Origin of the sequence: Hoeflea sp. EC-HK425 (assembly GCF_902498795.1) — a bacterium.
Lineage (GTDB): Bacteria > Pseudomonadota > Alphaproteobacteria > Rhizobiales > Rhizobiaceae > Hoeflea > Hoeflea alexandrii.
Window position 1 is genome coordinate 1 of the sequence record NZ_LR701551.1, and the last position, 26,901, is coordinate 26,901.

Consider the following 26,901-nt stretch of genomic DNA (forward strand, 5'->3'; position numbering starts at 1 on the left):
GACGACAGAGGCCATCCTCGGCCAGCAGTCCGGGAATTGGCCGCAAACCCGGTCCGCTCAATGAACGCGAATTCTCGTCGATCTGACGCTCAAAAGGGGCTGTCCGCCGGTGAAAAACGAGCGACATCGGTCATTCACTCTATAAGGAACATAACGAACGATAATGCAACATTATCATTCATATTCACCTGAGGACAGGTAGTGCGGTTTGTGCTGAATATGATGGCTTAAACTGCACACACGTTGTAGTGTCGCCGGCATGGATTCGCTCGCCGTCGCCCCTGCTCGGACCAAACTGCCGCTGGCGAATTTACCGGCCTGGGCCTTGCCGCGCGGCCGCGAGCCCACGGAAGCGGACGCCGCCTTCGCCGCCGGCATCGCTCTGAAGTCGCTGGATGATCTCGTCCGGGCCGAACCGGTCTGGAGCGGCTGCTGGCGCTCCCGTCAGGCCCTGAAATGCGCCGCGGCGGCGGTGCGGCTGATGGGCCGCAACGAGGACGAAAAGGCACTGCGCGACGCCGTGCTGCTGACCGCGGCTGGTGACGATCCCGGCCCGGCCGGAAGGGTGTTTCTGACCTACAAAAGGCTCGCGACTCGCAAACCGGGGTTTTCATCGAAAACCGTCGCCGAACTGGCCGAACTGCTCGGGCTGTCGTGGGACGATGGATTGGCCGCCGCGCTCGACGACGCCGATGCCGCGTTCCAGTCCGGTCGGCCAGCGCCGTTTGCGGTGGCGGATCTGGTGTCGGCAATTGTTGCCGCGCGCCCCGACGCCGGGCCGCTTGTCTGGGCGCTGGCCGACATGCTGATCGCCGCGATGCTGAAATGGGAGCGTCCCGTGCCGCTGCTGATGGGCGAGCGCTACAGGCCGGCCTTCCGGACGCTTGGGGGCCGGGGACGCGTCCGCCCGGGCGAGCCCGGTTTCCCGCGCGCCGTCTGCCTTGCGCTGGTCGAGGCGACGGGCAGCGCCCTGCGCTCGGCGAGTGAGATCGCCCGGAGGGCGGACACCCTTGTGACCGTGGCGCCGAAGGTGCGGACCAAGGGTGCCGGCGCGGTCATCGCAACACTGCTCGAGGAAGACGCCGTGCCGGCGTCGGCGCCCGGCGCCAACCTCTCCCGCTGGGCGGCGACCCGGCTTTTCGAGCGATTGGAGAGTTTTGGCGCCGTGCGCGAGCTATCCGGCCGATCGTCGTTCCGAATTTTTGGATTGTGACGATGACCGGAGCCGGCGTAGCAAAGAAAACCCGAAAAAGGACGAATGTTGCAGCCGAACGGCTGTTTGATAGGGAGTTGGTGGATCTGCCGGCGGAATTGCGTTGGCGAGAATGGATGATGCGAGTCGAGGCGGTGATCTTTGCCTCGGCCGAACCGGTGACCCGCGATACGCTGGCGCGGGTGGTCGGAAAAGACTGCAGCATCGACCTGCTGATCGACGACCTCCAAGACGAACTGCGCGAGCGGCCCTATGAGCTCGTGTCCGTCGCCGGCGGCTGGCAGCATCGAACCCGTACCCGTTTCGCCGACACCATTCGGGCATCCACCGCGCCGACGCGCTCGGCCGCCGCGGCGCTGTCGGAGTTCGAGGCGATGGTGCTGATGGCGGTTGGATATTTCCAGCCGTTGACACGCGGGGAGCTCAGCAGGATCTTTGGCAAAGAGGTCAGCCGCGACACGATCGGCGTGCTGCGCAACGCCAACTTCCTCGCCTCTGGCCCCCGCAGCCCCAGGCCGGGGGCGCCCTATACCTATGTGACGACGAAGCACTTCCTCTCCGCCTTCGGCATGGAAACGCTGCGCGACCTCCCCGACATCGAGGCGCTCGAGGACGCCGGGCTGCTTAGCCGGAAGGCCGATTTGGTAGCAGTTTTGCCGGCCGAGCAGGACAGTAACGAAGAGTAGGGGCGAGCCAAGCGCGTTGGCTACCGCGCAAACGCCTGAGCCAACGTGCCCTCATGCACCACCTGAGGGCCACGGCCCTCCGCCCGCAATTCAATCGCCCGGATGATCTTCAAGCCTTCGTGGCTATGTTTCCAATCGCGGGAGGCTTCTGCTGCGACGCACAGATAGTGCGTGTTCCGGCAAACGTTACCTTTGAACTCACCGCCGCGGTCGGAAATCATTCCTTGGATTGCCTTACGTGGGCCGAGCGTGAATTTCCCTGTTAGAACGAACATCCGTTGATCGAAGACGACGTCGTTGTGATCATTTAGGGCACCCTCGATGACGCCTACATTGCCGAATGTAGCGATCCCGGTGTCAGTGGCACTATCGCCGACCAGATGAGTGATCCATGTGCAAATGTCGTCAGATTCGTCTGGCGTAATCCGCCCGTCCGCTATGGAGCGCTTCACGGCATTCCTCACATTACGCACCCGCCGATCCGCTTGAATGCGCGGATACTCGTCTATCCTCGACAGTAACCGTTCGGCCTCCTCGGGCGTTATGTAATTGTCACAGGCGATCCCGGCACAAAATCCGTAAAGCTAGTTGATTTCGTCCTTTTCACTCTCAACGACAAAGTCACGAGAACGTACATCCACGACGCTCTGAATGATCTCGTACACTTCCCTGGGCTCATTTTTCCAAATGCGGAGGTCTTCGATGAGTTCGTACGCATCAGGATCATGGAGCAATCTAAGGAAATTCTCTGCCTCCACACTTAGCGGTTCGAATTCGGCAGTTTCGACGTCGTTGCTCGCCAAGATTCCCTTCAGAAATCCCAGCCAGTAGCCGAGCGCCTTTCGATTATTCGCCAGCGCGTGAATTCGGCCTAGTTCTGCTCCCTCATGTTCAAGCTTGTCCTTGCCCGGCTGTCGTGCGTTCACCGTAGAATCCCCCATTGCAAAGCACCGTAGATACAACCTATCAACGAGGCTGCAAAAATGCCAGAACCGAGCGAGAGATCGCAAGATTGACGGTGGGTGGCAGCATGCGTCTCGCGCGGTTGATTTGGATTTTTGGATTGAACGCGGAATCAGGATGCAACCATGGCAAAACCCGGATTGCATCTCGAAAAGTCGTTCTGATGCTGTAAAACAACGCGATGATCAAGGCTGAGAAGATCAACATCGATCAATTGATGCATCGGTCCGCCATGGAGGAGCCGTAGCACCTCTGACAATGCCAACGTGGCAGCGATGCAGCCCACAAACGGCGCACCGATGGCTTTTCCCGCAAGCAGCGTCATTCCACAGCGGTCGAGCACACCGTCCGCCATAAGCTTGGCATAGGCGGGCCGGTCCTCGACCTTTTCGGTCTTGCCGTTTTGCTTCCAGATCTCCGCGGCGGGGCGGCGACCAGGCAACACGTGGAGCCGCATAGTGCGGAAATCCCGATAGCCACGGCCGAGCCCGGCTTCAACAATCAAATCGAATCCAACCTGATCCAGGGCTCTCCGGCCGAGGCCGTTATCGACCCCACAAAGCGCCACCGCCGGTTCATCCGGCTGACGCTTGAAATCTGCCGCGAACAAACGTTCCTGCAGAGAGGTTGTGAAGCCCCGTTGCTCCGCCCATGTCGCCGTCACCCGCGTCTTCTTCTGGCCGACCATGGTGACGTCGGTAAGGATGGAAGTGCTCGTCGTCGACTCGGTAATCACGTCGACATCCTGAAGGACAAGTTTTACCTCTGAGGGGTCCTTATAGGGCAGGAGGCCAAGACCCCACAGATAGGCCTGGCCCAGATGGCCGAGGCCGATCAACCACAGACGAGATGGCAGGTAGGTCAATGCCGGTTCGCTTCCATCCGATTGTAGCCAGTCCACGTCCGAACCGGGGCGCCATAGCGAAAGCCCAACCGGGCGCCGTCCGACCGCGGACGAACCGCCACTGGCGTACAGAAATGCTTCGTTCACTGCCAAGCCCGCTGCAAGCATTCCGGCTAACGGCATAGAGGTGCCGCCGGTCGGACGAAGCTCGGAGTGGATCGGCAAGATGCCGCCACGCCAGCCAGCCGTCGCTGTCCGGATGCAAAATCCTTTACGCCGCTCACGAGCAGCTCCACCGATTACGATCGTCGGTGTGCCGTCTGCGATGGCGCCAGATGTTCCGCCCAGTGCCTTCACAGCATCGGCCACCGTCCGCCCGAAGGGCATTGCCGGCGACAACGGCGTGTCCAGCGGTCCGCCAACCGAAACCCCGCCCAGGAATACCCGCAGACCAAGTGCGACGGTCGTCAGCAACGCGGCCTGCTGTACCGGGTCGGAGGCTGTGGCATGATCGATCTCAACGGCCAGCCTGTAACCTTGAAACAGGGCCTTCGCTTCCTCGACGCTGGCGGCTGTGCCACTGTCGATCGCATGTTTAACCAGCCGGTGAAGGGAGTCTGCCGAAATCTGTGTGGTCATGATGCGTCCCTTGTTAAAACAATCCGATATGGAAAAAGCTGCGGCGCTCCGAAGTTGGCACCACCTGCCATTGCTTGCTTCCGAGATAACGATAGATGCCGATACCGGATCGCGGCTGAGCGCCAATCGCAAAGTCCGGGAGGATCAGGGCGAGATGGCCGGCACGCGAGATCATGGGATGATCGCGATCGGAATTGCTCTGCCCGGAACCTAGTGGATGGACATGGACATCGGCCACGACCGTGAGGCCGCGCGCCTTGCAAATCGCCCAGAGGTCACTGAAATACCGGCCATTGAAACGGACGATGCCGGTGTCGAGCGAATGTAGATCGAGATCGTCGTAGAGCACGAAATCGACGATGTGGGCTGCTCCGCCCTCGCGATACCCGAGGAGGAAGGCGCCACTCTCGCGGCTGCGATCACGCCCGCGCTCGCGCAGCCTTGCCTTCAGGCGGAGCCACAGGAACCAGGAGCAGGAAAGCTCATGCCGCGGGGCGAAGAGGCGGCGTATAGTCGCGCGAGTGAAGTAGTTCATGAACAAGCTCCAGATATTGCACGATTCCATCGGCGGGGCGCCAGATTTTCGAGGGCATTTCGGAACGCCAGTTGTCATGACCGACGAAGCTTTCGCGATCACAGGGCAGGTAAAGGGCAGTGCCGCCCTTCCAGTCTGTGCGGAAGACTGCGGACACGCGGCCACTCGGGCCGCGCGGCCAGAGATCGAATGCAAGGACTTGGTTGGTGCTCATATCCCAGGGGCCGCCCGTCGGCGGGCTCTGCGGATAGCCGGCGCAGTTCAGCCGGAGTACATATTCCCGACCATCCTTGGCGTTCACGACAATGAAGGCGAACGGCCAGGTTACGGCAATGTGCCGCCAGCGGCCTTCTGCCTGGCCGAGCCGGAACGTGGCCTTCGCCACGTCCGCCTCGAAGGCTCGCTGATCGGGGCCGATCATGCGAAGCCCTCCGCCGCACCGTTAACACGTTCGTCGGGGACGAGATCGAAGGCGAGATTGCAGATCTTGCTTTCGGTCAACGACCCGATATGCGTTCCGGGCGCCGGGCGATCATGCGTGCTTGCGATCTGCAGCACGTGTTCACCGGCTTCGTCCTCGGACATGCCGAACTTCTTTTCGGCCGCCCAGCGCTTGACCCGTGCGACCGTGGCGCTCGGCGGAAAGCGGCGCTCGACCGACTCACCATTGAACGTGACCGTCACCTCGACATGACGGCAATGGTGGACGTGGACCTTGAGCCCCTTAGGGCTGGCGCGGTCCTTGACGAGGATGGATTCGTCGAGCGGCTCGTCCTCATCTTCGAGGAACAGCAATGCGCCGTGGGTTGCCCCGTGCTTCTCGATGAGGATGGTCTTGAGGGCGGCGAACGCCGTGTCGGGTTCGATCTCGATATGCGCGATCTCGCCGATGCCTTCGCCCTGGTAAAAAACGTCGATGAATTTCATGTCTGCACTCCGGGGATCGAAGTGCGAGGCCCTATTGCCTGGCTTCGTCCCTTACCTCCTTGATCGCCAGCAGAGGAGGAACCCGGAAAGCCAGAACGAAATTTTTTAATCGAGCTTCAGCGGACCCGGCGGCGTCGCGGCGCAAATGAAGAAATGTGGACACCGGGGGCAGGTTATCGCATCGGTCTCCGTGGGAAATGCACCCGCGGCGATGCCGGCCAGCATCGTCTCGCTCTTTTTTTGCCGATTGCTAATCTTGGTCGTGCTGATCTCGACTCGCTCTTGGGTTTCATCGGTCAAATGCAACGCGTGAACGACAGCCCGGCCACCGAACTGGCTACGGGCAGCAAGATGGTAGAGGGTGTATTCGAGCCGGTCGTACTCGTCACTGCGTCTGTATCCGGTGCGAACACGACGGATGACGATTGTGCCATCGGGCAATTCGGCCACTTCGTCCGGCTCGACCAGCACACGACCGTCATTTGGAAAGTCGATGGCGAGGGGTTGCGCGTCGCCGAAGCGATGGCCAGCGCCGGCTTTCAGCAATGCACCGATCAATCTCGATGCAAGTTTCCGGTAGTCATCGGCGAAGGCGTGATCGACCGGCCCTCGTTCCTTCCAGATCGCCTCGAATGCCGTTTCCGCTTCGGCAAGACTTGGCTCTCCGGCACGTCGAGTCTCGGCAAGCCAGCGCAGCAATTCATAGAGACAATCGTGGGTACGGGAAAACGCCGTGGGTTTCCGAGCGCCACCCAGGCCCAGAACGTGCGTATAAAAGAACCGCCGCGGACACTTTTCGTATGAGCCGAGACGACTGTCCGTCAACACCCAGTTCGATGGCCAGGAGATTGCGATTGGCTCGGGCTTTGGCGCATCTGGAGGAAGCGCAAGTAGGGGCGGATTTACCACGTTCATTATGAGCGTAGCAGGAAGCCAGTCCAAAAACGGCGAGGGCGATCGGCCGTTTCCATTTCGTTGCTTTCGCGCATGATAGAGACGGAGATGAGTTCGAGCGCGCGACAAAGCCACAAAAAAAAGACATTGCTCCTCGTCCTCATGGGCGCGCTTGGCCTCGTCAGCGGGCAAAATACTTCCGACGCTGTCGATCATGCCATTGGGCGGTGGGCAACGTTGGCCGCGGTTCGAACTCGGGAAACTTGCAACCGTCAGTCCCGGCACATGTACACCTTCGAATTCGAGGCCCTTGCTGCCATGAACGGTCATCAGACGAACCGCGTCCAGATGCAGTGCTGCGGCAGGAACCTGTCGCAAATCTCGCTCTTCCGCCAACAGAACAAGCTGGCGGACGCGGTCGAGCGTTCGCTGAATCGGGAGGCCAGCCCCCACGGGGCTTTGCTCCCGTACGAAATTGAGGAACTGCCACACCGCCACCGCGCGCATTCGTTCGGTTACGGAGGTGGCCTCGCCCAGCTGCCTTGCCAGATCGGTACGATCGAGAAGATAGACGGTCAGAAACTCCCAGGCACTCATGTTCGAGCGAAGTGGTGCCAAATCGGTGGCCAACCGGGCAATCCCAACGCGCCCTGAGGCTGATAACCCTGGAGCGTTAATCGCCTCCGCGAGGCCCGCCAGCGCGGGCTTGCCAAGTGATCGCAGATGGCGGCTGAGACAGTGCGAATCCTGCAGCCTTAGACCATACCGAGTCATGGCGCCGACGCGCACCAATGCGTCGCCGAACGGATCGACGGCCAGACTCAGCAGCGCCAACAGGTCACGAACCTCCTCCCGCTCGAACAAACTTCCGAGATGAAGGACGGGAATGCCGCGCGCCTCAAGCGCCGATGCGATCTCATTCAGCCGGCCGTTGGTTCGACATAGAACAGCTTGATCGCGAAGTTTCACACCCTCTTTTTCAAGCTGACGAATGCTGGCTGCTACCCCTTCCGCTTCGTCATCCAAGGTCTCGAAGCGCCGCAGTTCGGGGCGGCCAGGGCCTTGACCCCGGTTAGCCTCCAATGCGAGGGGCAGCATGCCCCGTGAGGCGCCCATGTGCGGGGCAACGGCGACGAAACTGCGCACGATCTGTTCGGTCGAGCGGTAGTTGACGCCGAGTTGATCGATTACCGCACCGGGGTAGTCCGTGGCGAACCGGACCATATTTTCCGACGAAGCGCCCCGAAAACGGTAGATGGATTGCCGCGCATCACCAACGACCCAAAGGCGTTCACCGTCTCCGGCGATCATCTTCAAGAGACGCGCGCTTGCGCGGTTCACATCCTGATATTCATCGACGAGGACGTGACGATGACGAAGCTGAACGCCGATGCGAACGGCCTCATCCGCCTCCAGCAACTGCGTCGGACGCATGATTAGATCGCCGAAATCCACGCCGCCGTGCCTGCGCACGGCCGCCTCGTATAGATCGTAGACATCCGCAATTTCGAGGCATTTCGCGGCAGCAATCTTTGCATCCTCGTCGCCACCAGCATCCGCTTCCATCGCCTTTGCAAGTTCGCGATAGCGTTGTGGACCGACGATTTCATCCTTGGCGCGGGAAATTGCTCCGACGATGTCACGCAAGACCATCGCGGGGTCCCAGAGGTTCCGGTAGTGGACGAGGGGAAGCGTCGGCAGAATGTCTTCAAGTACCTCGATCGCATCACTGCGATCGAACAGCGACGGGTTCGGCGCAAGCCCCAGCTTGTCGTGATAACGGCGCACAAGATCGAGCCCGAACGCGTGAAACGTGCCGATCCAAAGTTTCGGCGCAGCATCGGGTGCTACCGCAGTCAACCGCTTGGACAATTCTCCCGCAGCACGGTTGGAAAATGTCAGGATGAGGATTGCCGCCGGATCAATGCCCTCTGCCAGCAACGACAGTGCGCGCTTGACGAGCGTTCGGGTCTTGCCGGTTCCCGGTCCCGCCTGCAACTGGAAGGGCTTTTCGCGATGCACCGCCGCGCGATCTTGAGACGGGTCGGGCTTTCGTGCCGGCGACTCGACCTCCACTTGTTCCTGCTCGGTCTCATCGGCCACTGTTGGCAGAAGCAAGGCATCGAGCACCTGTTGCCGGACCAGCGCGACAGGGAGCTTCGTTCGATCCGCGATTGCCGCGGCCGCCAAATTGTCTACGGCATGTAATTTGTGCGCGAATGCGCGTGGCAGCAGAAGTTCTCGGGCGTAGACATTTGCCTGTAGTTCGCGTCGCTCTTTTGCACCGTAATCTTCGACGCGTTGAAGTCCGACAGGGGCGGCCTCGGTGCTCCGGGAAGGATCGATATCCGATGTCGCGCAGGTCGCCGAGCCGGCATGAAGCTCGGCATGTCCGAGTTCGTGCGCAACAAGCAGCGCGCGCGTTATCGGGTCACCTTCGTCCTCGCAGCAAATTGTTCCCCCTTGATCGTCGAACAGCGCTTTTGCGCCCTTCAGTGCCGGGTCGCCTCGCGGGAGCCAAACGAGTTCCAGATCGCGGTGCGAAACTGCCGCTTGAACAAACGCAAGCAGATCGAACGGATCTTTGCCCTCCGCAAGCAACTCGCCGTGGAGTGTCGCCGCCGTGGTCCTGATCGGTTCGAAATGGTCCATGCGTTCAAAGTCCTAACAGATAGGCTTGCTGCTCCGGCGTCAGGCCCGAATTCTTGACAGCCTCATCAAAGCTCTGCTGCGCGCCGGTGGTTGGCTTGCCATCGGCTTTGAAAAACTGACCTGTTGGCATCGGCTGCCTTCCCGCGAAATGAGCAACGACCACGTCCAGCGGCGCTTTCAGCTCGTCGGCGACCCGTGCTCGGATGCCGGGCGGGATGGTGTCCGGATCGATCTGGCGATCGCGTAACTTGCCGACGAAAACGGCATTTGCGTTCAGTCGCGTGGCAAGGCCACGAAACTCACCACGCGATAAACCGCTGAACGGGTTGGGCGCGTCGGGGACGGTTGCGGGCTCGCTCACCGCCTTTGGTCCGCCGGTCGTAACTGCATGAAGCCGGTTCTGGAAGTGGCTCATCGCCCTGCTGACGGCGGGGCTCACGATCGTCGGGTCAATTGCCGTTTCCGTTGCTTCAACAGCGCGATTGCCGCGCAATGCGTCGACGGCAAGAGCGATGGCGAATTCGGTGAGCTCCGCGCCATATTGAGGATGCTGGCGAACGAGATCATCCAGCAGCCTGGCATCGGGGATTTCCTGGGCCGCGGATAGTGCGTAGAAGGCCTCCCGCAATGCGCGCGGGCTTGCGTTAAGGGTCTGGCTCATAGGTCCTCCTTGAAACGGGAAAGCTTCGCGGCGGCCCGTGTCAGCCGGTTGCGAATGGTTCGTCCCGTACAATTGCATCTTGTTGCAGCCGTCTCTTCTTCGGGATTGTCGGATTCTTCCTTGTAGCCGAGGACATGGACAAGCACGACGGCATCTCGCTCGCCTGGTGGTAGCGCTTCGATTGCCTGCAGGATTGGCTCGCGATCGGCATCCCATTCCTGCGTAGGCAAAACCCTGAATGCGTCCGACACCCTGGCAAACGCATCCTCGAAGGCATCGGGCATGCTTTTTACTTCAAGCTCCGGCATTTCGGCAACTTCTATGGAACGCTTGTTCCGCCGCTCGGCACGCCTGATGGCATCGATACGCAGTGCTCTGAATGCCTTGTTGAACTTGCATTCGTAGAAATCCAGTTCGTCGGGAAAGTCACCCGACCCGTCCATCACGAACAGCTCCGTCAGGTCGTCGAGGATTTCCTGTCGAAGGTTTGCGGCGTCCGGTATTGCGCCATCCGCGACCGTAACCCGAAGGTTGGCTTCACATCTGCCGAGCAATATGGGTAAGACCGCGGTCATCAGCGCCTGGTTGCCGGAACGTCGTCCCTCCCGAACGAGATGAACAAGGCATTCGGAGCGCAGATGGCCGGGATCGTTCCGATCAGTAATCAGCAGACGCCGCCGCAGATCGGTGGCTGAAAGCTGGACCGCTTGGTCGATCTGGGTTTCTACACTCGGCGGACGCGCATAGAGTACTCCATCCGATTCAGTTTTCAACGGTCGAGCCATCTCACCCCCTTGCTCAGCGCAGCAGCGGTTCGCGAGCGGTCATCAGAAGCGCTCAGCCTATTAATCGCGGCGGGGCGAAAAACCCGGAAAGCGAATTTAAAAAATCTTTCTCGCCCGTTCTTTCCCCGGCTGCGAGCGCGTCGAACCCTTGCAATTTGTCCCGCCAAATCAAATCTCCGACCTAGTCTGACTCCTCTTCAGACGCCGCGATGTTTATCGAATAAATCGACGGTGTCTCGATCCCTGCTCTTGCCCAGGCTTTCCCCGCGATGGAAGCACGGATGCTTGATTCGAGTAAGACCGTCCTATCCCTCGAAGCTAGCGACACCGAAAGAATGATCTTTCTGACACGCGCCGACCGCTGAAACGCATACCGCATCGAACACAGCGGTGAGAGCATGAGAAAACGCTGCTCTGTCAACGCCGCCGATACAACCGTGGCTTGACCTGAGAGCCCGTTCCGGTCAAACAACCGGCCGGCCCAAGGCCACCGCGAACTGTCCGGCTTCGCATCGGAATCACCGTCCGTCATCATTGGAATACGCACTGATTCGTTCGCGCAAAGTCTGTAATGTATAGGAGGAACGGACAACGCAGGATAGCGCGAAGCTCGGCGCAACGGCCAGAATATAGCTCGCGTCGTAAAGGCCGGTTTCTCGATACGTTGACAAAATGAGATGTGGTTTGTTCGTTCGTATCCCATCAAGGCGATGCAACCAAAATCCAGCAGTCGATACGTCAACTCAGCCGCTTCTGTGTACCACGTCCTGAACCCGATGATTTTAGACTGCCTTACTCGTCGACCAAGAGGTGCGCTCCGCGATGAACTCCGCGAACGGTTTGACGTTCATGTGGACGCTCGCCTGTTCAAGGCCAGCCAAATAAGTTGACCGATCTTCAACCCTAACCACTGTCCATGGAAACCCACCAGAGGCGAACATGGCGTTCATTAGGAAGCGCGCCATCCGTCCGTTGCCGTCAGGATAGGGATGAACATAGCCTATCAACCAGTGGCCAAGGACTGCCCTAACCGCTGGTTCGCTTTCCTTCTCCAGTAGGCCGAACAGGGTCTCCATTCCATCCGGAACCGCTTCGGAACGCGGTGGTACATGCCATGATCCGCGGAGATATACAGGGTGGTTTCGATAGCCCGCGAGGGCGCTGGGTTTCAGGATACCTGCGGCTACGGAGGGGCCGAACAGTTCGCGGTACCAATCCCTATGTTGCTTACGGACAACGGCTCCCGCCGGTGCACCGCGGAGAATCTCCGCAACAGATTCCTTTACGCTCTGAAACGCCTGCCAGTAACCGCGTGCTGCCAAGGCGTCGCGGTTTTGCCTATCCTGCTGATTCACGTCCGGATCCCACGTACCAGCGCGCACGCGATCAATGAGTTCCGGAGTAACGCTGTACCCTTCGATCGAAAGCGAGTGGTATGCGTCGTTCTTGTATATATCCTCGACCGATTTCATGAATTCGGTGGTGTCCGAGGGAAGCCCGGGGGCAGCAGGAAAAACATCAAGGACCGCCTGACGCTGGCTTTCCCAGATAGCATTGAGACGGGCCACAATGGGAGATCCACCAACGGCTAAGGTGGAGACTTGCTGGTTTTGATCGAACGGGTCGGTCTCTCTAACGTCGTACATCGCGCCTTTCATCGTTTTCAAGATATCGTCGGCGAACTCGTCTTTTCCTACGCGCCGAAATGCCCCGGCCAGTCGGCCGGCCACGGCCGAATGCCCTCCGTCGAGCAATCTACCGAGGACTCCCGACACGTCGCGCACGGATTTCAGCACGACCTGGGCTTCGATAGGTGATCTTTGGAAAAACGCTTCAGCAACTTTCACCAGGGCGGCGTCCGCAGTATAGAACCTCAATCCGTTTTTCTCGACGAGATCAACACGCGGTGGCATTTTCTTGGTCTTGAGATCGTACATTGATGTGCCAAAAAGCAGTGATAGGTTGTTTCCCGTTGCCTTTGGACTGTTGACAATCACCTGGGGCGGAATCGCCGTTGCATCTGCGTGGAGTAGCATCGATTGTTCCGGTGACAGATGCCATTCCTGTCCAAAGCGGTCGTTGCAGTAGAGGGAACAGAACTCCCAGAATGAAGCGTACCAAAGGGTTGTGTCGCCGTCCTGGGACTGGGGTCCCGTTGACATTTGCCAGCCGCGGATGACCTCTTGGAGAAATCCGCTCCGTGTAAGGCGCTCTCGGTGTAGTCGGCTGAACTCGTCGGACTTGAATATTCGACGCCCGCCATCCTGCAATGTTTTGAGGGCTTGCAAGGCGTCAGCCAACTTTTCATTTGGTGTAGCCATTCTAGGTTCTCACGACCTCGTTCTTCTTGTGCGACTTTACAATGCGGCATCTCGATAGGCCAATTGGCCGTATCATTACACGTTTTTGCTGTCGTTTATATACGCGTATTTAACGTTGATTCAAGACGCGTTTAAATTGACGATTCGATAAACGTTTTTAATGATGCGTCATTATACGTGATTGATGCCGTTCGCTATCGAGTTTTAAATGGATAGGTGTGTGCCGAAATGTCCTTCGGAGCCCGAAAGACCGGCAACAGCAACAGCGTCACGATATCCGCGATTTCGGCAGCATTCGCCACCGGCGCGACGACGGCAAACTTCCAGCCTATCCGAGGCCTTCGACGGATTCTGAATCCAACAGGATCATGGTTGCTTGAACACGGTCCACCGGAGGCGGTCCGTTCCTGCTCTCTGGTGATGGCCTCCTGGTCCGGCCCCGGATCTCCGTCGATCAACCCACTGCGGGGTCGGCTAGCAAGCTGCCGCCACTCGTGTCGATTTACACTTCAAACGGTTCTTCCTCAAAGTCTGTGGTTAACAGAGTGTTAGCGTCGCGGTCGCTATCTGCGGTGATGCAAACGAAATCAAAATGGTCGCCCGGTCCAGGGGTCAGAGTTCTGGGTATCACCCTTCAAGATGAAGAAAATTGGATTGTTTCCGCTGCTGCGAAACCGATCGGCATCTGCCCGGATTGCGGTATGCGAAGTCGGCACCGGCATGGCTGGCACAACCGCTGCCGAGACCGGTAATTTCACTGGGGTTACGCGGCACGCAGGAGGGGCGGTTTTGGTTTGAATAGCGGTGGCATGTTCGCTTCAGGCTGTCGAAAAGGTGCTCGCAATCGATCGCGAAGTTCGCCATTTGCCTCCGCAGTTCGAACCTGCATGAGCATATTCGCGCCGTGGAGCAGGTTCTGTTGCAAATTTTTGATATGGCGGAGAAAGAACCGTTTCGGATATGAGGTCAGAAGGCATCGGCCAGAGCGTGGAATTGCTCAGCAAGCGATGGGCTGGGGTTGTAGGAATATCTGCCTTGTCGCTTGCGCATCATATGAACCATTTTGAAGACCGCCTTTGCGACAGGACGCGACGTTCATCGAGACCAAATCGCATACGCAAGGGCAAGTACCTCAACAACCGGATAGAACAGGACCATCGGCGCAGCAAACGCCGGGTCCGCTCGATGCTCGGCTTCAAGTCGATAGCGAGCGCCCGGATCATACTCGACGGCATCGAAATGGTTCATATGATGCGCAAGCGACAGGCGAGGTTACCTATAATTCGCGCCCCTCAATAGCTGAGCAATTCGAAATCCTGGCCGCTTGATAGCCGACCCGGAAGCGTCCTGTCGCGATCAGAATTACGGTTTGCGACAGAACCCTCCAGCGCACGATTCAACCAGAGACGAGACTGACCCATGTGTTGGGGTCATGTTGCGATTGGCGCTTGAGGAAATAGAGTTCTGCTTCTTTCCAGAGCAGAACCCGAGGTTCAACGTTGTCCAGAACGAAATCCCCACGGTCTGTGACAACGGTTAGGACGGCATGTCCGCCACCGTTTGCGTCCCGTGCAACAGTCATGGATAGCGCGCCCAGCGGAACTCCACGCTGATTTAGGCGTTTGCGCTTTTCCAGTGCGTAGTCCTCGCAATCGCCTACATTGTCGGGATACTCCCAACGCTCTTCAACCCCGAAAATCTCGCTGTCGGGCAGAGGAGCAACAGCTGTATTCACATCGTGGTTGGTCTGGATGATGTCCTTCCAGAGTTCGCGTGTCAATTCGACGATCTGGCCATCTGCCGGGCGGTCACAGCGATCGGCGTAGCGCTGGCAATAGTCATAATAGCCGATAGGTATTGTCGTTCTGCCGAATGTCTCCATGTTTGCGGCGCTGGCGGGCTGCGTCGGGTTGAGATGGAGTGCATTGGCGCCGGCGGCGCCGCAGGACAAGGCGAGCGCAAGCGCCGCAATAATTGACTTTCCCATGTTGAACCTTTCCCCAAAGTTGATGGAAAGACACTACGAGAAACAGATAAAAACTGGGAAAAATCAAAGACTTGGATTTTTCTCAAATGCGATTCAAATGCTGCATTAGCAACACACGATTTAGAAACAATTGGATAGCTGAATCTTTGTTGACTTGTCCGGTAAAAATGGTGGGACTTTCTGATATCGCTGGACGCGACAGAAGGACCCAATGGGAAAACGCGAGAGACGGACATTCACCGATGAGTTCAAGCAGGAATCGGTGCGGCTGACGGAAAGCAGCCGCCCCACGCTCCGGTGAGGTGATGGACGATTTGGGGGCGGATTATCCAGTCTGACGCGATGGAAGCGGCAATATCAGGAAGCAGATCTGCTGGCCGGCCCACACGAAGATACCACCAAGGAACTGGCACGGTTTCGCCATGAAAATAAGCTTCTCCGCTAAAAACGCGAGATCCTGAGGCGGGCAGCAACTTTTTTCACCAAGGAGGGACGTCAACAAGGTTCCGCCTCATCGATCAGGCGATAAAGGAATTCCCCCTGCATCGCCTAAGCAATGTCCTTGGCGGCAACTTGAGTGGGAATGGCCGTCCCGCCAGCCGCCGACAGGGTGAGGACTTGGTACTGTTGGCGCATATCCGTGCGCAGTTCTCGACCTCCAGCGAGACCTACGATGCACCGTGCATGCATGCCGAACTCTGGGAAGAAGGTTTCGATGTCCGGCGTCATCGTGTGGCCCGACTGATGCGCGACAATTTCCTAGAGGTTCTGCAAAATCGTCGCTACAAGAAAACGACTGACAGCCATCACGGTGGCCCGGTCGCCGCTAATCTCTTCGAACAGGACTTCGATCCCAAGGGCTCCATTAGAAGTGGGCGCCGACATCAGTTATGTCTGGACGGCCGAGGGCTGGCTCTATCTGGCGATCGTGCTCGATCTCTACTACAGGCGCATTGTCGGCGGGGCATGAGCGACCGGTTGAAGAAGGACTTGGCTCTTAATGCGCTGCTGCGCGCCATTGCCCTGCGCAATCCGCTACCCGACCTGGTCCAGCACACCGAGCGCGGTAACCAATATTGCTTGCACGACTACCAGTGGCTTCTGTAGGCGAAGCGGATTATCCCGTCGATGAGCGGCAAGGGCGATTGCTACTACAACGCGATGGTGGAAACAGTGTTCAAGACGATCAAGAACGAGCTGATTTGGCGAACCAGCTTCCAGACCCGAAAGAGCTGCGGTACTGGCCTTTGGCCAACATATCGAAGGCTTCTACAATCCAGGTCGGCGACATTCCGCATTGGGATTCAAATCGCCAACCTCATTCGAGGCCGAAATGGCCATCACAGAATGAAAGCCTCTCCACACATTCCGGGCAGGTCCAATTTGCGCGGCCGTTCTCTCATAGAGGAATGAATAGATGGGGTGGTTGCCGCCAGATTGCTGCTTTGCTGAGACATTGTGACGCCGACGAGGGATTGGCTTTAATAATTAGTTAAGGTTAACAAAGCATCCTCTTCGCGCAACGAACCAGGTTTGGAGAAGCAAAGATGCGAACAGCCGTGTGCCCTAAGCACTCCGCTTTGGCTTTGTTTTTCGTGTCGTGGATAGCTTTCGGTTTTGCGTCTCCGCCACACCTCTACGAATCAAGGGGTACGCAAATGGAAAGGCCCCTGGAATCCCGAACAACCCAGAACGCAGATCGTTTTGTATTCCTCGACGGTAGCGAGGACTATGGCAAAAAAGGCGCCCGGATCAAGCTGCGGGGTGCCCACGAGATTGGTTCTGCGACATCGGCGGTTTTGACGAAAACTTCGAGGCTGCCGCGCAGGAAAACGACCGGGCTATCAGCCGGGATATCGATCACCCAATCTGGCTTCGTGCCGCTGCTATCGGCGTTTGAACCGGAGTTCGGGGAACTTAGGCAAGGCTTCGAGTATCTTACAATGAGAGACGCTTCGGCACGTCATAATCCCGAAGATGACCGTTTGGCCGGTGTCCCGCCTGTTCTCGCTGCCCTCGTCACCAATGATTCCGCTGATGTTCTTGCTACGGCCTACGCCCCGACGGACGCTTACCATTCTCCAGAGGGTCCTTTTGATGCAGTGCTGGGAGGCGAAACAGACAGAGGTCGTTTTGTTCCGCCGGTGGCGGAAGGTGACCATGATTGGTTGAGTCAGCCACTCCCAGCATCGGTCTTCTCGGCTACTGAACAAAAATGCTTGGCGACCGGTATTTACTTTGAAGCGCGCGGTGAAGAGGTGAAGGGTCAAGCAGCTGTCGCCCAAGTTATTCTAAATAGAGTGCGCAACCCCAAATATCCCGGCAGCATTTGCGGAGTAGTGTACCAAAACAAGAGCTGGTTCAACAGATGTCAGTTCTCTTTCGCCTGTGACGGTATAGCCGATCTAATTGTAGACCGAAGAGCTTTTCGGCTCGCAAAAGACGTCGCGATGGCGGTATCTGCTGGCAAGATTTTTCTTGCCGAGGTCGCTTCGTCCACTCACTATAATGCAACCTACGTGAACCCTTCCTGGGCCGCCTCCATGCAGCGCATGACTCAGATTGGTTCGCATATTTTCTATCGGACGATAGGCGGCGGCTGGAGCTGATAGGCACCACGCCACCTTATCTATCCGTGCATTGGGGCTTTTCCGCTGAAGCCAAACTTCTCGATGATCAGAATGTTTCCGAGCAGGCGGAGGTGCCGCTGAATCAAATTCTGCCGTGGGCCGGTACGCGTTGGGAGTCTGGTGGTGCGACAATGGAATCGGTGGGAACAGAGAACGCCTGGATTGTCGAGCGGATCCTCGATCGCGGCACCATGGCGGGTCTATCGACTTACGGAGATTTGCGCCGCGTACCAAGCGGAGACGGCTTGTATCTGTTCTTGCGTCATGTTCTCGGCGATCTCGGCCATGACGTGCGTGTATTGAGTGCCGCCGCGCGTTCCTTCCTTCCAGAGATGAAGGTGCTCCGAGAGGTACCATTCCGGCTGGCCGGAGAGATAGGGATAATACGGGTTCCGGGCGCGGCCGGTGCCGCCGTGGCAGCTCCGGCAAGCGGGAATTTTGCGCGACGCGATGCCCTCCAGTGCGATGCGTCGCCCGAGCTCCAGAAGTTCATCCCGGCTGGCCGGAGGCCCCGCAGCTGCTGCCATCGGCACCGCGCTTGTCCCTGCATCGTCTTCGCCCTCGAGCACCCCTGCCTCGTCCTGCCGTGTTTCGGTGGGCGAAACCAGGGTTTCGACCGCATCCGCCGCGACCGCCGGAGGGGCGGATGCGGGCGCCTCGTCGCTCGTGTCGAAACCTGACGGGCCGCGAGCAGCCACGCCTTCGTCGCTGGAACCAGGGGGCGCCGGCTGCGCCGCAAAATAGCGCGCGAGTTGGGCGAGCACCTCGGTCTCGTAGCGGGTGGCGGGCGGTTCCATGAACCCGCTCTGGCGGTCGCCGCGCGCAAAGGCGAGCAGGGTCGCGTAGAGATAGGGCGCGGGTTGGCCGGCAATCACCGGAAAGGCGTGGCGGGCTTCGCCCTCTCCGCGGCCCAGCCCGTCGCGACCGTGACAGCGGGCGCAATCGGTGAGCGCATTGTCGACGATGCCATCGAGTGCGGGCATGGTTTCACCGCCCGCTTCGAGTTCGTCGTCAGCCAAGCCGCCGCCCAGCGCGAGGTCCGCATATTCGGCCCGGGACATTTCGGGAAGCGCTCGAAGAAACGCCACCTGCGCCCAAACCTCGTCCTTGCGGTCCTGCGCCGGCCAGGCCGGCATCCCCGAGTACTTGATGCCGTTCTTGACGATCCAGAACAGTTCCTCGTCGCTCCATTCGGCAACCTTTTCTTCGAGCCGCGGCGGCGAGGGCACCATCTCCTCGACCACCGGTGATTGCGGCACGCCGGGGGCGCCGTGGCAGGACGCGCAGCCGGTCGCGTAATGCCCGGCCGCGCGACGCACCAGCATCGGGTTGTCGAGGTCGATCTCCTCGGGCTTCGAGATCAGCATCGACTGTGTTCTGACAGCATTCTCCATCGTCCAGCCGAGGAACCATTGTGTCACCGACCAATGCCCGGCCGAGGCAGCGATCGAAACTAGGCCTATCCAGCCGACCATCAGCGCGCCCGTCACGCCAAGCACGGCGAGGCCGGCGAGCCTCTTCCAGGTGATGACGACGTTCAGATGCATGGTACCCTCCCGGGCGGTCGCGCGCGCATTACCGGCAGTCCCAGAAAACGAGGACCGGCAGCGTCTCGAAGACCACCGCGGCGAAGGAGAGCGCGGCGAGAAGCAGCGTCGAGAATTCCAGGAAGCGCTCGCGCGCCTCGGGCGTGTCCTGGTTGTTGCTGTAGCCGCCGCCGTCGGCGCGCCATTCGCGCCAGGCGCGGCGAGCTATCAGCAGGATCAGCAGCAGGCAGACGGCTGTGACTCCGGAAATCGCCATTCGCGTGCCGCCGATGTTCCTGAAGACATCATCATTCGGCGCGCATCTGTAAGCCGCCAGGAAATAGCTGAACAGGAAATGGAAGCCCCAGATGGTCGGCGCGGCGACCAGGGTCCAGAGGTTGTCTTGCGTCTTGCCGAATACCTGCATGTATCGCCCTCACATCAGAACGGGGAGATAGGCGAGCGTCCCCACTGTGACGATCACCGTGAACCCGACGAAGTGCCAGTAAAGTGCGACATTGAAGATATCGATGTCGTGTGCTGGCGTCATCCGCCCCGCCAGCGAGCGGGCGAGGCAGTATCCAAGCATGAGACTTCCCGCGACGCCGTGCGCGGCGGTCCAGATGGTGATCACCCAGACCGTCGCCGGATAGACGTGTGCCGTGGGGCGGAGACCCGTGACATATGGTCCCCAGAGGAGCGCCGCACTGGCGGCGAGGGCAACGAGCGCGCCTGCCGCCATGAGCACCCGGGCGCGACCGACGCGGCCCGCCTGGTTCGAAAGCCGTGCGCCGAGGGCCGTCGACCAGGCGACCGCGAAAAGGCCGAAAGCGACGCTGGGCCAGAGCACGCCGGGGCCGACCGTTGACGGCGGCGGGAAATCCGCGTGGATGGTGAAGAAGTAGTAGTAGCCGAAGACCAGGCCGAGGAATGCTGTTGCGTCGCCCATCATCATGATGAACATGGCCCACCAGCCGACGGAATGCGGCCCGGACTTGTAGAGCGGCAGCTTCAGGCCGAGGCCAACGTCCTTCTCCGGCTTCTCCGGGATCAGGGAGGTGCCGCGCCAGAGCCAGACCATGATCGAGATCGTCGACAGCCCCATCGCGACGATCGTCGCAGCCCACCAGTGGAAGGTCGCGAAGATGAACATCGCTCCGGTGAAGACCGCGGCGATCATCGGCATGAAGCTCGGTCCCGGTACGCGCAGGCATTGCAGCGGCTTGCCGTCGAGGACGGAGGTGATGATCGTCTCGCGCTTCATCTCCGCAGCGTCGGGGAGGTAGAACCTGCCCTTGTCGACGTCATCGATGAAGTTCGGCTGCTCCCAGATCGGATAGCGCGAGGTGACGGCCGGAATGGAACGGACGCCCCAGCTCTCGCCCGGCATCTCGACCAGCCATTCCAGCGTGCCTGCGTTCCACGGGTTGCGTTTGGCGTAGGGCTCCTTGCCGCGCGGACGCAGCACATCCCAGACGATGATCAGGATTCCGCTGGCGAAGACGAAGGCGCCGACGCTCGAGATCATGTTGGCGGTGCCGACGCCGAGACTTTCCGGATAGGTCCAGACGCGCCGGGGCATGCCGGCAAGGCCGGAGTAGTGCATCGGCAGGAAAGCAAGGTTGAAGCCGGCGAACATCAGCCAGAACGCGATCCGGCCTGGCCGGTCGGAAAGTTTACGGCCGCTGACCAGTGGCCAGTAGTAATAGACGCCCGCGACGACCGGAAACAGCATGCCGCCGATCAGGACGTAGTGCAGGTGTGCCACGACGAAATAGGTGTCGTGCGCCTGCCAGTCGAACGGCGCCAGCGCCACCATGACGCCGGTGAGCCCGCCGATCACGAAATTGGCGAGCGCCCCGGACACGAACAGCATCGGCACCGAGTGGATTACATGTCCGGTTAGAAGCGTCGCAATGAAGACGAAGATCTGCACTCCCGTCGGGATCGCCACCGCTTCGGACGCAGCCGAGAAGAAGCCGAGCGAGATCGAGGGCAGCCCGGTTGTGTACATGTGATGCACCCACAGCCCGAAAGAGATGAAGCCGGTGCCGACCGCGGCGAGCACGATCCAGGAATAACCGAGGATCGGCCTTTGCGCGAAGGTCGGCACGATCATGGCGACAAGCGCGATCGCCGGCAGGAACACGATGTAGACCTCCGGATGGCCAAAAATCCAGAACAGATGCTGCCATAGAACCGGATCGCCGCCGCGACTGGGGTCGAAGAACGGCCAGTCGAATAAACGCTCGAGTTCGAAGAGGATGTCACCTGCGATCAGGGGCGGAAAGGCGAACAGGATCATGCCGGCGACGACCAGCACATACCAGGCGTAGAGCGGCATCAGGTTGAGCCGCATTCCCGGCGGACGGCACTTCAAAGTGCCAACGATAAGTTCGACCGCCGCGGCGAGGGAGGCGATTTCAATGAACGACAGGCCGAGCAGCCAGATGTCGGGTCCGTAGCCCGGCGTGAATTCCTCCTCCGTTGTCAGGGGCGGATACATGAACCAGCCCGAACTCGGCGCCTGACCGAAGAAGATCGAGCCCATGACGAAAACGCCGCCGATGAGGAAGCACCAGAACCCGAACGCAGAAAGCCGCGGGAATGGCAGGTCGCGTGCGCCGAGCAACTGCGGCAGCAGGATGATCGCAACCGCCTCGAAGATGGGCACAGCGAAGAGAAACATCATCGCCGTGCCGTGCAGCGTGAACGCCTGATTGTAGAAGTCGGGCGTGACGAGGTCGTTCTCCGGCAACGCCAGTTGCGCCCGCATGATGAGCGCCAGCACGCCGGCAAACAGCATGAAGATGAAGGACAGCGCCGTGTACCAGATGCCGACTTCGGTGTTGTTGACGGCCGACCAGTAGCGCCAGCCCTTCGGGGCCGCCCAGACCGCGCGCAGCCGGTCCTCCTGCGCGCGGCGGACCGCTTCGTCTTCCTTATCGGCGAAAGTGGGTGATTGGTCCGTAGTATCGGTCATTCTAGCGTCCCCAGCCATTTTGCGATTGCGGTGATCTCCTCGTCGGGGAGCATCCCGAAACCCGGCATCTCCACGCCCGGCTTGAGGTGCTCGGTCGAACGGATGAACGCCGCGAAATTTTCCACGGTTGTCGGAAGCACGCCCGCAGCAATTGTGCGCCGGCTCGCCACATGGGTCAGGTCGGGTCCGACGGCACCGTCCGCGGGGGTGCCGCGCACGGTGTGGCAGGCGGCGCAGCCGTTCTGCAGGAACAATCCGGCACCGGGACCGTCAACCACTGCGGCGGGGAGCGCCTGCGACGCGACGTAGGCTTCGAACTCCGCTTGGGGCACAACGACGACGCGGAATCCCATATAGGTGTGGGCCGTACCGCAGTACTCGGCGCAGGCGCCGTTGAAGACGCCGGGACTGGTGGGCTCCAGCACCAGACGGTTCACCCGGCCGGGTATGGCGTCTATCTTCCCAGCGAGCGGCGGCACCCAGAAGGAGTGGATGACGTCGGGGCTGCTCAACAGGATCTCGGTGCGCTTGCCGAGCGGGATCCAGATCTCGTTCGCGCTCGGGACGCCGCCGCGCGGCAGGTTGCGGATGACGCCGGGCTCGCCATCGACGGCATAGGCCACCCGCCACCAGAACCGTTCAGCGGAGACGGCGATGGTGGGTCCGTCCGCTGCGCGCCGCAGTTCCTGCATCATCGTCAGACCCCACCAGAGCAGCCCCGCCAGAACCACGACCGGAAAGACGCAGCCGCCCCAGACGATCAGCCGAATGCCGGATCGGTCCGAATAGGGCCCGGACTTGCCCTTGACGGCATAGTAGCTGATGCCGATCACGACGATCCAGATGGCGGCGCCGCCGGCCAGCATGATCCAGAACAAGGTGAGCACGCGCTCCGCCTCGACTCCCGCCGGATCGAAGGCGGACTGCGCGCCCTGGCAGCCGGTGAGGGCGGCGCTCGCCAGCGCCGCCGCGAGGACCCCGGATCTCGTCATCGGGCGAGGCCCCCGGGTTGCGGTGTCAATGTGGTGGCGACGCGGCTGTCCGGCGAGCGCAGCAGAAGAGCTACCCGGATGACCAAGGCCAGCAGATACATCATTGACTGGACAACCATCATCAGGATGCCCGCGAGTTGCTGATCCTCCAAAAGCGTGACGCCCCAAGGGAGGCCGCGATCCAGGTAGCTTTCGTAAAAGACACGTGAGGAGAAGGCGAGCAGCGCACCCAGGATGAGCGAGAACTTGAAGTTCACAAAGAGAGCCAGGATCGCCAATCCGAACTCGTCGCTTCGCATGCGCAGGATGGCTGTCCAGAACACGAGCCCTGCGGCAAGGATCGAGCCGTGCATCAGCGAGTGCACGAAATCATTTTCGAGCGACAGCGCGATCGCCGCCGGAATGTGCCACAAAGTGAATACGAGCAGTTGCAGAACGGTTGCGACGTCAATGCGGGCGATGAATCCCCAGAACCTGCGCCATGGCTCCCAGCGGACAGCGTGCGCCAGCCCGCGCTGCCAGTCTCGCGGCAGGGCCCGGATCATCGTCGGAATCGGAAGACCCAGCACGAGGAGCGGGGCGGCCATCCCCATCAGCACGATGTGCTGCGCCATGTGGGCGGAGAAGAGGCTTTCGCCGATGGCGTCGAGCGGCCAGACGAGGCCCGCCCAGAGTGCGATCATCCCGAAAGAAAAAAGCCCCGCCCGCCACGCCGCCGTGCCGCGGCCGATTCCGGCGCGGCTCCAGGCGAGGCGCAGACCACGTCCGTAGAGCAACGCCGCGATCGCGATGGGCACCACGACGCTCGGCTGCAGCGACCATGCGGTCCAGAAGTCGTGTGGCGATATCGGTGTACCCTCGGTATGGGAGCGAGCGCTCGAGGCGACGATCGCCGCAACGCAGAAAATGACAGTGGGCCACGCTCCTGGCATATGTCCGTGTGAGGAGAGTCGAAAGGCTGCGACTGCCCTGGACAGGAGACAGGTTGGAAGCCGACCTGCGCGCTCACGGAAGTCGTGGGCACGGCAGGAGGGTGGCGGTCCAGTCACACCCCGCCTGCCCATTCCGCAGCCGCGTCCAGCGCGCTTGCGTCGAACCAGCGCATCTCGGCATGGGTCAAGGCCTTAGCGAAGGTGGTTCCCCAGTGCTGCCACGCCGCGTCGCCGACGACGGCGATGCGGGAGAAATCGTTTCGATGGGCGGTGTCCATCTTGAAGTCTTCTCGCATTGAAGCGAGGCCCGTGTACCCTTCGAACTTCGTCAAATCGACCACGAGGCCGGGCTCTTCTACAGATGCAAGTCGCTCATGCAGCAACGCGTGCATCCGCTCGAGATCGCTTTCGCTGAGCTTGCCCTCGCAGGCGATTCCGATGACGTCGTCACGATTTGTCCGGGTCTCGGTGAACATGGTCTTCCTCCTGTTCTTCGGGATTGCCGTGACCATAGAGGTCAGCATTTTCGTGCGCTCGGTTCTCATGCTCGAATTCAAGGGTGGAATGCGCGATGCCGAACCGATCGTTCAGCCTGTCCTTGATCTCGTTCTTGATATCCTCGATCCGCGACCACCCGTCCGCGGCGACGACTACGTGGCAGTCGAGTGCCGCCTCATGCTCCTGCATTTGCCAGAGATGCACATGATGCACATCTTCCACGCCGTCGACTTCGCGCACGGTTTGGACGACATCGCCGCCGTCGATCTCCGGCGGGCTGCCCAGCATCAGTGTCCGGACCGGATTGCCGATCTCGGTGAAGGCCAAATAGAGGATGTAGAGCGCGATACCGATGGTGATCGCCGGGTCGACCCAGCGCATGTCATAGAGAATGATGAGTGTGCCACCGATGATGACGGCGACGGATGCCAGCGCATCCGAAAGGTTGTGCAGGAACAGCGCGCGGATGTTCACGCTGCCCTTCTGCATCGAATAAGTGAGCATCGCAGTCAGCGTGTCGACCGCGAGTGCGACCCCCCCCAGGATGACGACCGTCCAGCCCTGGACCTGGGGCGGGTCGATCATCCGCATTCCGCCCTCATAGATCAGGTAGAAGCCGACAAGAATAAGCGTGGTGTAGTTTATCAGCGCCGCGACAATCTCGATGCGACCATAGCCGAATGTCATGCGCTCGTCCGGGGGGCGCCGCGAAATCTTGCGCGCGGCAAAGGCAATGACCAACGAGGCCATGTCGGAGAAGTTGTGCAGCGCATCAGCGATCAGAGCAAGGCTGCCGGAAAGAATTCCCCCGGCTATCTGCGCGACAGTGAGAATTCCGTTCGCCCATATTGCAATGGAAACCCGGCGATCGCCTGATTCTGGGTTGATGTGGGTGTGGTCATTGGGCATTTGCATACGTCCCGCTTTGCTCGATCACTGAACTGCTCTGGCCGGTCGATCCGCCACCGCTGGCCATAACTGTCTCCAGACCGGCGGAAACCAAGGTAAAGAGAACGAATCCGCCGACGAAGGCCAGTGCCGAGAGGCGGTTGTCGCTCGCGGCCTCGTGTGCCTCCTCGAGCATGTCCTCGACAGCTGCGACCGACAGGAGCCCGGCGACGAAGCTCAGCGCGGCGTATTTCGCTGCATCCGGCGCGCTTCGCAGCAGGAACCATGCAAGCAAAGCCGTCCCGAGGCAATAGAGAGGGAATGACAACGAGACCGCGATCCGCCGCTTGCGCGACACGCCGTTCTCTTTGAGGTTTGCCACGACCGAGTATCCCTCCGGAAAGTCGGCCAGTACCTGCCCCGCGGCCAACACAACGGCAAGCGAGGCACCGACCGCAGTGCCGGAGCCTATCATCAAGCCATCACCGGAGAGGTCGACAGCTACCGCAACATAAATCATCCACATTTCAGTGCTTCCGCCGCTCTCCCGCGACGGCTTTATCTTCACGATCAGCGTTTCGGTGCCGATATAGATCGCTCCGCCTGCCGCGAAGGCGACGGCGATCCACCAGCCGGCGAGATTGTCGAGTGCTTCGGGCATCAGCTCGATCGCTACCACGCCAATGACGATGCCCGACGACGCATGGAGCGCCAAATTCAGAAGTCGTGGCGATGTTCGGACGAACTCAGCGACCATTGCGCCAGCAAAATTGCCGAGCCCCGGTAGGAGCGCGAGGCCAGTTATCAGCCATAGGTTGTTCACCACCGCTCCTTCACAATGCTGCCCTTCGCATTTGCTCCGTCCCGCGCACCCGCTTCGCGCGCATAGCACACTGAGGCGTCCTTGGGCGGCAAACTCATAGGGCGCGGATTTGTTCCATCGCATCGGAATTCAAAAAGATGCGAATCGTCCCCAGTAGCTGCTGCAGCGGAGCCTCCAGAAGAGTTGTCGCTTCAAAACCATGTGGTGATACGCCAAAGGTCTAATTTCGGAGTTCTGTGTCTTCTACCGCTACATTCGCATAACCGACGCTGTGGAATAGACACTACTACAGGCGGCAAAAACGGCTCCCGCGTCCACGGTGTTGGCCACATAGATAATTCTGTTAATTGGGTCACAAGGTTTTACATCGAACCATCGCCCCGTAGCCGGGTTTAATCCAGTTCGTGTTTTGGGGTCCGCAGTACCAGAATATCCAGAAATCTGCGAGTTGTTTAGCCCACCTGGGTAAGTCGAGGCCGCCCAGAATCTACAGCAACCCGTTGCGTTTTTGAATACGACTGG

The 26,901-nt window shown here is 60.0% G+C and carries 23 protein-coding genes and 3 pseudogenes; 5 read left to right on the forward strand and 21 right to left on the reverse strand.

The window, feature by feature from the left end; translation table 11 throughout:
• Positions 1-259 precede the first annotated feature (259 nt).
• A complete protein-coding gene (locus tag SPHINGO391_RS00440) occupies positions 260-1,213 on the forward strand; it encodes a DUF1403 family protein (RefSeq protein WP_152007102.1) in 954 nt (317 codons plus the stop codon).
• Between the two features lie 2 nt (positions 1,214-1,215).
• A complete protein-coding gene (locus SPHINGO391_RS00445; protein WP_152007103.1) occupies positions 1,216-1,899 on the forward strand; it encodes an SMC-Scp complex subunit ScpB in 684 nt (227 codons plus the stop codon).
• A 20-nt stretch (positions 1,900-1,919) separates the two neighbouring features.
• On the opposite strand, the gene SPHINGO391_RS00450 is transcribed toward SPHINGO391_RS00445, so the two are convergent.
• The 12 genes and pseudogenes from SPHINGO391_RS00450 to SPHINGO391_RS00500 form a co-directional block, all read right to left on the reverse strand.
• Entirely contained in the window at positions 1,920-2,351 is a 432-nt protein-coding gene (locus SPHINGO391_RS00450; protein WP_193217135.1) for a BRCT domain-containing protein, read from the reverse strand.
• Between the two features lie 132 nt (positions 2,352-2,483).
• Positions 2,484-2,825 (reverse strand): hypothetical protein, encoded by a 342-nt coding sequence (locus SPHINGO391_RS00455; protein ID WP_193217136.1) that lies wholly within the window; start codon positions 2,823-2,825, stop codon positions 2,484-2,486.
• A 149-nt stretch (positions 2,826-2,974) separates the two neighbouring features.
• Positions 2,975-4,345 carry a thiamine biosynthesis protein ThiF gene (locus SPHINGO391_RS00460; RefSeq protein WP_152007104.1) on the reverse strand — a complete coding sequence of 457 codons (1,371 nt, stop codon included), beginning with the start codon at positions 4,343-4,345 and terminating at the stop codon, positions 2,975-2,977.
• A 13-nt stretch (positions 4,346-4,358) separates the two neighbouring features.
• Positions 4,359-4,880, reverse strand: a complete 522-nt coding sequence (locus tag SPHINGO391_RS00465) for a hypothetical protein (RefSeq protein WP_152007105.1) — start codon at positions 4,878-4,880, stop codon at positions 4,359-4,361.
• Positions 4,828-5,301: a hypothetical protein gene (locus tag SPHINGO391_RS00470; protein WP_152007106.1), complete on the reverse strand. Its 474-nt coding sequence runs from the start codon at positions 5,299-5,301 to the stop codon at positions 4,828-4,830. Before SPHINGO391_RS00470 ends, SPHINGO391_RS00465 begins: the two co-directional genes overlap by 53 nt.
• On the reverse strand, positions 5,298-5,807 hold the full coding sequence (locus SPHINGO391_RS00475) for a hypothetical protein (RefSeq protein WP_152007107.1): 510 nt from the start codon (positions 5,805-5,807) through the stop codon (positions 5,298-5,300). The genes SPHINGO391_RS00470 and SPHINGO391_RS00475 overlap by 4 nt, the downstream gene beginning before the upstream one ends.
• A 105-nt stretch (positions 5,808-5,912) precedes the next feature.
• On the reverse strand, positions 5,913-9,353 hold the full coding sequence (locus SPHINGO391_RS00480) for an ATP-dependent helicase (RefSeq protein ID WP_152007108.1): 3,441 nt from the start codon (positions 9,351-9,353) through the stop codon (positions 5,913-5,915).
• A 4-nt stretch (positions 9,354-9,357) separates the two neighbouring features.
• Complete coding sequence (locus SPHINGO391_RS00485; protein ID WP_152007109.1) at positions 9,358-10,014, reverse strand: hypothetical protein; 657 nt, start codon at positions 10,012-10,014, stop codon at positions 9,358-9,360.
• Positions 10,011-10,799: a hypothetical protein gene (locus SPHINGO391_RS00490; protein WP_152007110.1), complete on the reverse strand. Its 789-nt coding sequence runs from the start codon at positions 10,797-10,799 to the stop codon at positions 10,011-10,013. The genes SPHINGO391_RS00485 and SPHINGO391_RS00490 overlap by 4 nt, the downstream gene beginning before the upstream one ends.
• A 782-nt stretch (positions 10,800-11,581) precedes the next feature.
• Positions 11,582-13,120: a Fic family protein gene (locus tag SPHINGO391_RS00495; RefSeq protein ID WP_152007111.1), complete on the reverse strand. Its 1,539-nt coding sequence runs from the start codon at positions 13,118-13,120 to the stop codon at positions 11,582-11,584.
• 627 nt (positions 13,121-13,747) lie between these two features.
• Entirely contained in the window at positions 13,748-13,984 is a 237-nt protein-coding gene (locus SPHINGO391_RS25055) for a hypothetical protein (RefSeq protein ID WP_210385726.1), read from the reverse strand.
• A gap of 102 nt (positions 13,985-14,086) precedes the next feature.
• A pseudogene (locus tag SPHINGO391_RS00500) lies at positions 14,087-14,185 on the reverse strand (IS6 family transposase); the annotation flags it as partial.
• Positions 14,186-14,188: 3 nt separating this feature from the next.
• Between SPHINGO391_RS00500 and SPHINGO391_RS00505 the strand changes: the two are divergent.
• Positions 14,189-14,448 (forward strand): annotated as a pseudogene (locus tag SPHINGO391_RS00505) (DDE-type integrase/transposase/recombinase); the annotation flags it as partial.
• A gap of 68 nt (positions 14,449-14,516) precedes the next feature.
• Here SPHINGO391_RS00505 and SPHINGO391_RS00510 read toward each other — a convergent pair.
• Positions 14,517-15,107 (reverse strand): transglutaminase-like cysteine peptidase, encoded by a 591-nt coding sequence (locus SPHINGO391_RS00510; RefSeq protein WP_152007112.1) that lies wholly within the window; start codon positions 15,105-15,107, stop codon positions 14,517-14,519.
• A gap of 211 nt (positions 15,108-15,318) precedes the next feature.
• On the opposite strand from SPHINGO391_RS00510, the pseudogene SPHINGO391_RS00515 reads away from it, so the two are divergent.
• Both SPHINGO391_RS00515 and SPHINGO391_RS00520 read left to right on the forward strand, forming a co-directional pair.
• Positions 15,319-16,458: pseudogene (locus SPHINGO391_RS00515) on the forward strand (IS3 family transposase).
• Positions 16,459-16,765: 307 nt separating this feature from the next.
• Positions 16,766-17,716: a cell wall hydrolase gene (locus SPHINGO391_RS00520; RefSeq protein ID WP_244615059.1), complete on the forward strand. Its 951-nt coding sequence runs from the start codon at positions 16,766-16,768 to the stop codon at positions 17,714-17,716.
• Positions 17,717-17,937: 221 nt separating this feature from the next.
• Here the strand turns inward: SPHINGO391_RS00520 and SPHINGO391_RS00525 are convergent, their stop codons facing one another.
• The 8 genes from SPHINGO391_RS00525 to SPHINGO391_RS00560 form a co-directional block, all read right to left on the reverse strand.
• Complete coding sequence (locus SPHINGO391_RS00525) at positions 17,938-19,284, reverse strand: c-type cytochrome (RefSeq protein ID WP_152007114.1); 1,347 nt, start codon at positions 19,282-19,284, stop codon at positions 17,938-17,940.
• A gap of 28 nt (positions 19,285-19,312) precedes the next feature.
• Positions 19,313-19,690, reverse strand: coding sequence for a hypothetical protein (locus SPHINGO391_RS00530; protein WP_152007115.1), 378 nt, complete (start codon positions 19,688-19,690; stop codon positions 19,313-19,315).
• A gap of 9 nt (positions 19,691-19,699) precedes the next feature.
• Positions 19,700-22,246, reverse strand: a complete 2,547-nt coding sequence (ctaD, locus tag SPHINGO391_RS00535) for a cytochrome c oxidase subunit I (protein WP_152007116.1) — start codon at positions 22,244-22,246, stop codon at positions 19,700-19,702.
• On the reverse strand, positions 22,243-23,238 hold the full coding sequence (coxB, locus tag SPHINGO391_RS00540) for a cytochrome c oxidase subunit II (RefSeq protein WP_152007117.1): 996 nt from the start codon (positions 23,236-23,238) through the stop codon (positions 22,243-22,245). Before coxB ends, ctaD begins: the two co-directional genes overlap by 4 nt.
• Positions 23,235-24,035, reverse strand: coding sequence for a cytochrome c oxidase assembly protein (locus tag SPHINGO391_RS00545; protein ID WP_193217137.1), 801 nt, complete (start codon positions 24,033-24,035; stop codon positions 23,235-23,237). Before SPHINGO391_RS00545 ends, coxB begins: the two co-directional genes overlap by 4 nt.
• A 248-nt stretch (positions 24,036-24,283) precedes the next feature.
• Positions 24,284-24,646, reverse strand: coding sequence for an STAS/SEC14 domain-containing protein (locus SPHINGO391_RS00550; RefSeq protein WP_152007119.1), 363 nt, complete (start codon positions 24,644-24,646; stop codon positions 24,284-24,286).
• Complete coding sequence (locus SPHINGO391_RS00555; RefSeq protein ID WP_152007120.1) at positions 24,618-25,577, reverse strand: cation diffusion facilitator family transporter; 960 nt, start codon at positions 25,575-25,577, stop codon at positions 24,618-24,620. The genes SPHINGO391_RS00550 and SPHINGO391_RS00555 overlap by 29 nt, the downstream gene beginning before the upstream one ends.
• The gene (locus tag SPHINGO391_RS00560; RefSeq protein WP_152007121.1) at positions 25,567-26,379 is read right to left on the reverse strand and encodes a peptidoglycan-binding protein; all 813 of its coding nucleotides are present in this window, start codon (positions 26,377-26,379) and stop codon (positions 25,567-25,569) included. The genes SPHINGO391_RS00555 and SPHINGO391_RS00560 overlap by 11 nt, the downstream gene beginning before the upstream one ends.
• Positions 26,380-26,901 lie beyond the last annotated feature (522 nt).

What these genes read in the sequence shown, in the direction of transcription:
- SPHINGO391_RS00440 (WP_152007102.1), top strand. Translation starts at nt 260, where the DNA reads ATGGATTCGCTCGCCGTCGCCCCTGCTCGGACCAAACTGCCGCTGGCG.
- SPHINGO391_RS00445 (WP_152007103.1), top strand. Translation starts at nt 1,216, where the DNA reads ATGACCGGAGCCGGCGTAGCAAAGAAAACCCGAAAAAGGACGAATGTT.
- SPHINGO391_RS00460 (WP_152007104.1), bottom strand. Translation starts at nt 4,345, where the DNA reads ATGACCACACAGATTTCGGCAGACTCCCTTCACCGGCTGGTTAAACAT.
- SPHINGO391_RS00465 (WP_152007105.1), bottom strand. Translation starts at nt 4,880, where the DNA reads ATGAACTACTTCACTCGCGCGACTATACGCCGCCTCTTCGCCCCGCGG.
- SPHINGO391_RS00470 (WP_152007106.1), bottom strand. Translation starts at nt 5,301, where the DNA reads ATGATCGGCCCCGATCAGCGAGCCTTCGAGGCGGACGTGGCGAAGGCC.
- SPHINGO391_RS00475 (WP_152007107.1), bottom strand. Translation starts at nt 5,807, where the DNA reads ATGAAATTCATCGACGTTTTTTACCAGGGCGAAGGCATCGGCGAGATC.
- SPHINGO391_RS00480 (WP_152007108.1), bottom strand. Translation starts at nt 9,353, where the DNA reads ATGGACCATTTCGAACCGATCAGGACCACGGCGGCGACACTCCACGGC.
- SPHINGO391_RS00485 (WP_152007109.1), bottom strand. Translation starts at nt 10,014, where the DNA reads ATGAGCCAGACCCTTAACGCAAGCCCGCGCGCATTGCGGGAGGCCTTC.
- SPHINGO391_RS00490 (WP_152007110.1), bottom strand. Translation starts at nt 10,799, where the DNA reads ATGGCTCGACCGTTGAAAACTGAATCGGATGGAGTACTCTATGCGCGT.
- SPHINGO391_RS00495 (WP_152007111.1), bottom strand. Translation starts at nt 13,120, where the DNA reads ATGGCTACACCAAATGAAAAGTTGGCTGACGCCTTGCAAGCCCTCAAA.
- SPHINGO391_RS25055 (WP_210385726.1), bottom strand. Translation starts at nt 13,984, where the DNA reads ATGGCGAACTTCGCGATCGATTGCGAGCACCTTTTCGACAGCCTGAAG.
- SPHINGO391_RS00510 (WP_152007112.1), bottom strand. Translation starts at nt 15,107, where the DNA reads ATGGGAAAGTCAATTATTGCGGCGCTTGCGCTCGCCTTGTCCTGCGGC.
- SPHINGO391_RS00520 (WP_244615059.1), top strand. Translation starts at nt 16,766, where the DNA reads ATGGAAAGGCCCCTGGAATCCCGAACAACCCAGAACGCAGATCGTTTT.
- SPHINGO391_RS00525 (WP_152007114.1), bottom strand. Translation starts at nt 19,284, where the DNA reads ATGCATCTGAACGTCGTCATCACCTGGAAGAGGCTCGCCGGCCTCGCC.
- SPHINGO391_RS00530 (WP_152007115.1), bottom strand. Translation starts at nt 19,690, where the DNA reads ATGCAGGTATTCGGCAAGACGCAAGACAACCTCTGGACCCTGGTCGCC.
- ctaD (WP_152007116.1), bottom strand. Translation starts at nt 22,246, where the DNA reads ATGACCGATACTACGGACCAATCACCCACTTTCGCCGATAAGGAAGAC.
- coxB (WP_152007117.1), bottom strand. Translation starts at nt 23,238, where the DNA reads ATGACGAGATCCGGGGTCCTCGCGGCGGCGCTGGCGAGCGCCGCCCTC.
- SPHINGO391_RS00550 (WP_152007119.1), bottom strand. Translation starts at nt 24,646, where the DNA reads ATGTTCACCGAGACCCGGACAAATCGTGACGACGTCATCGGAATCGCC.
- SPHINGO391_RS00555 (WP_152007120.1), bottom strand. Translation starts at nt 25,577, where the DNA reads ATGCCCAATGACCACACCCACATCAACCCAGAATCAGGCGATCGCCGG.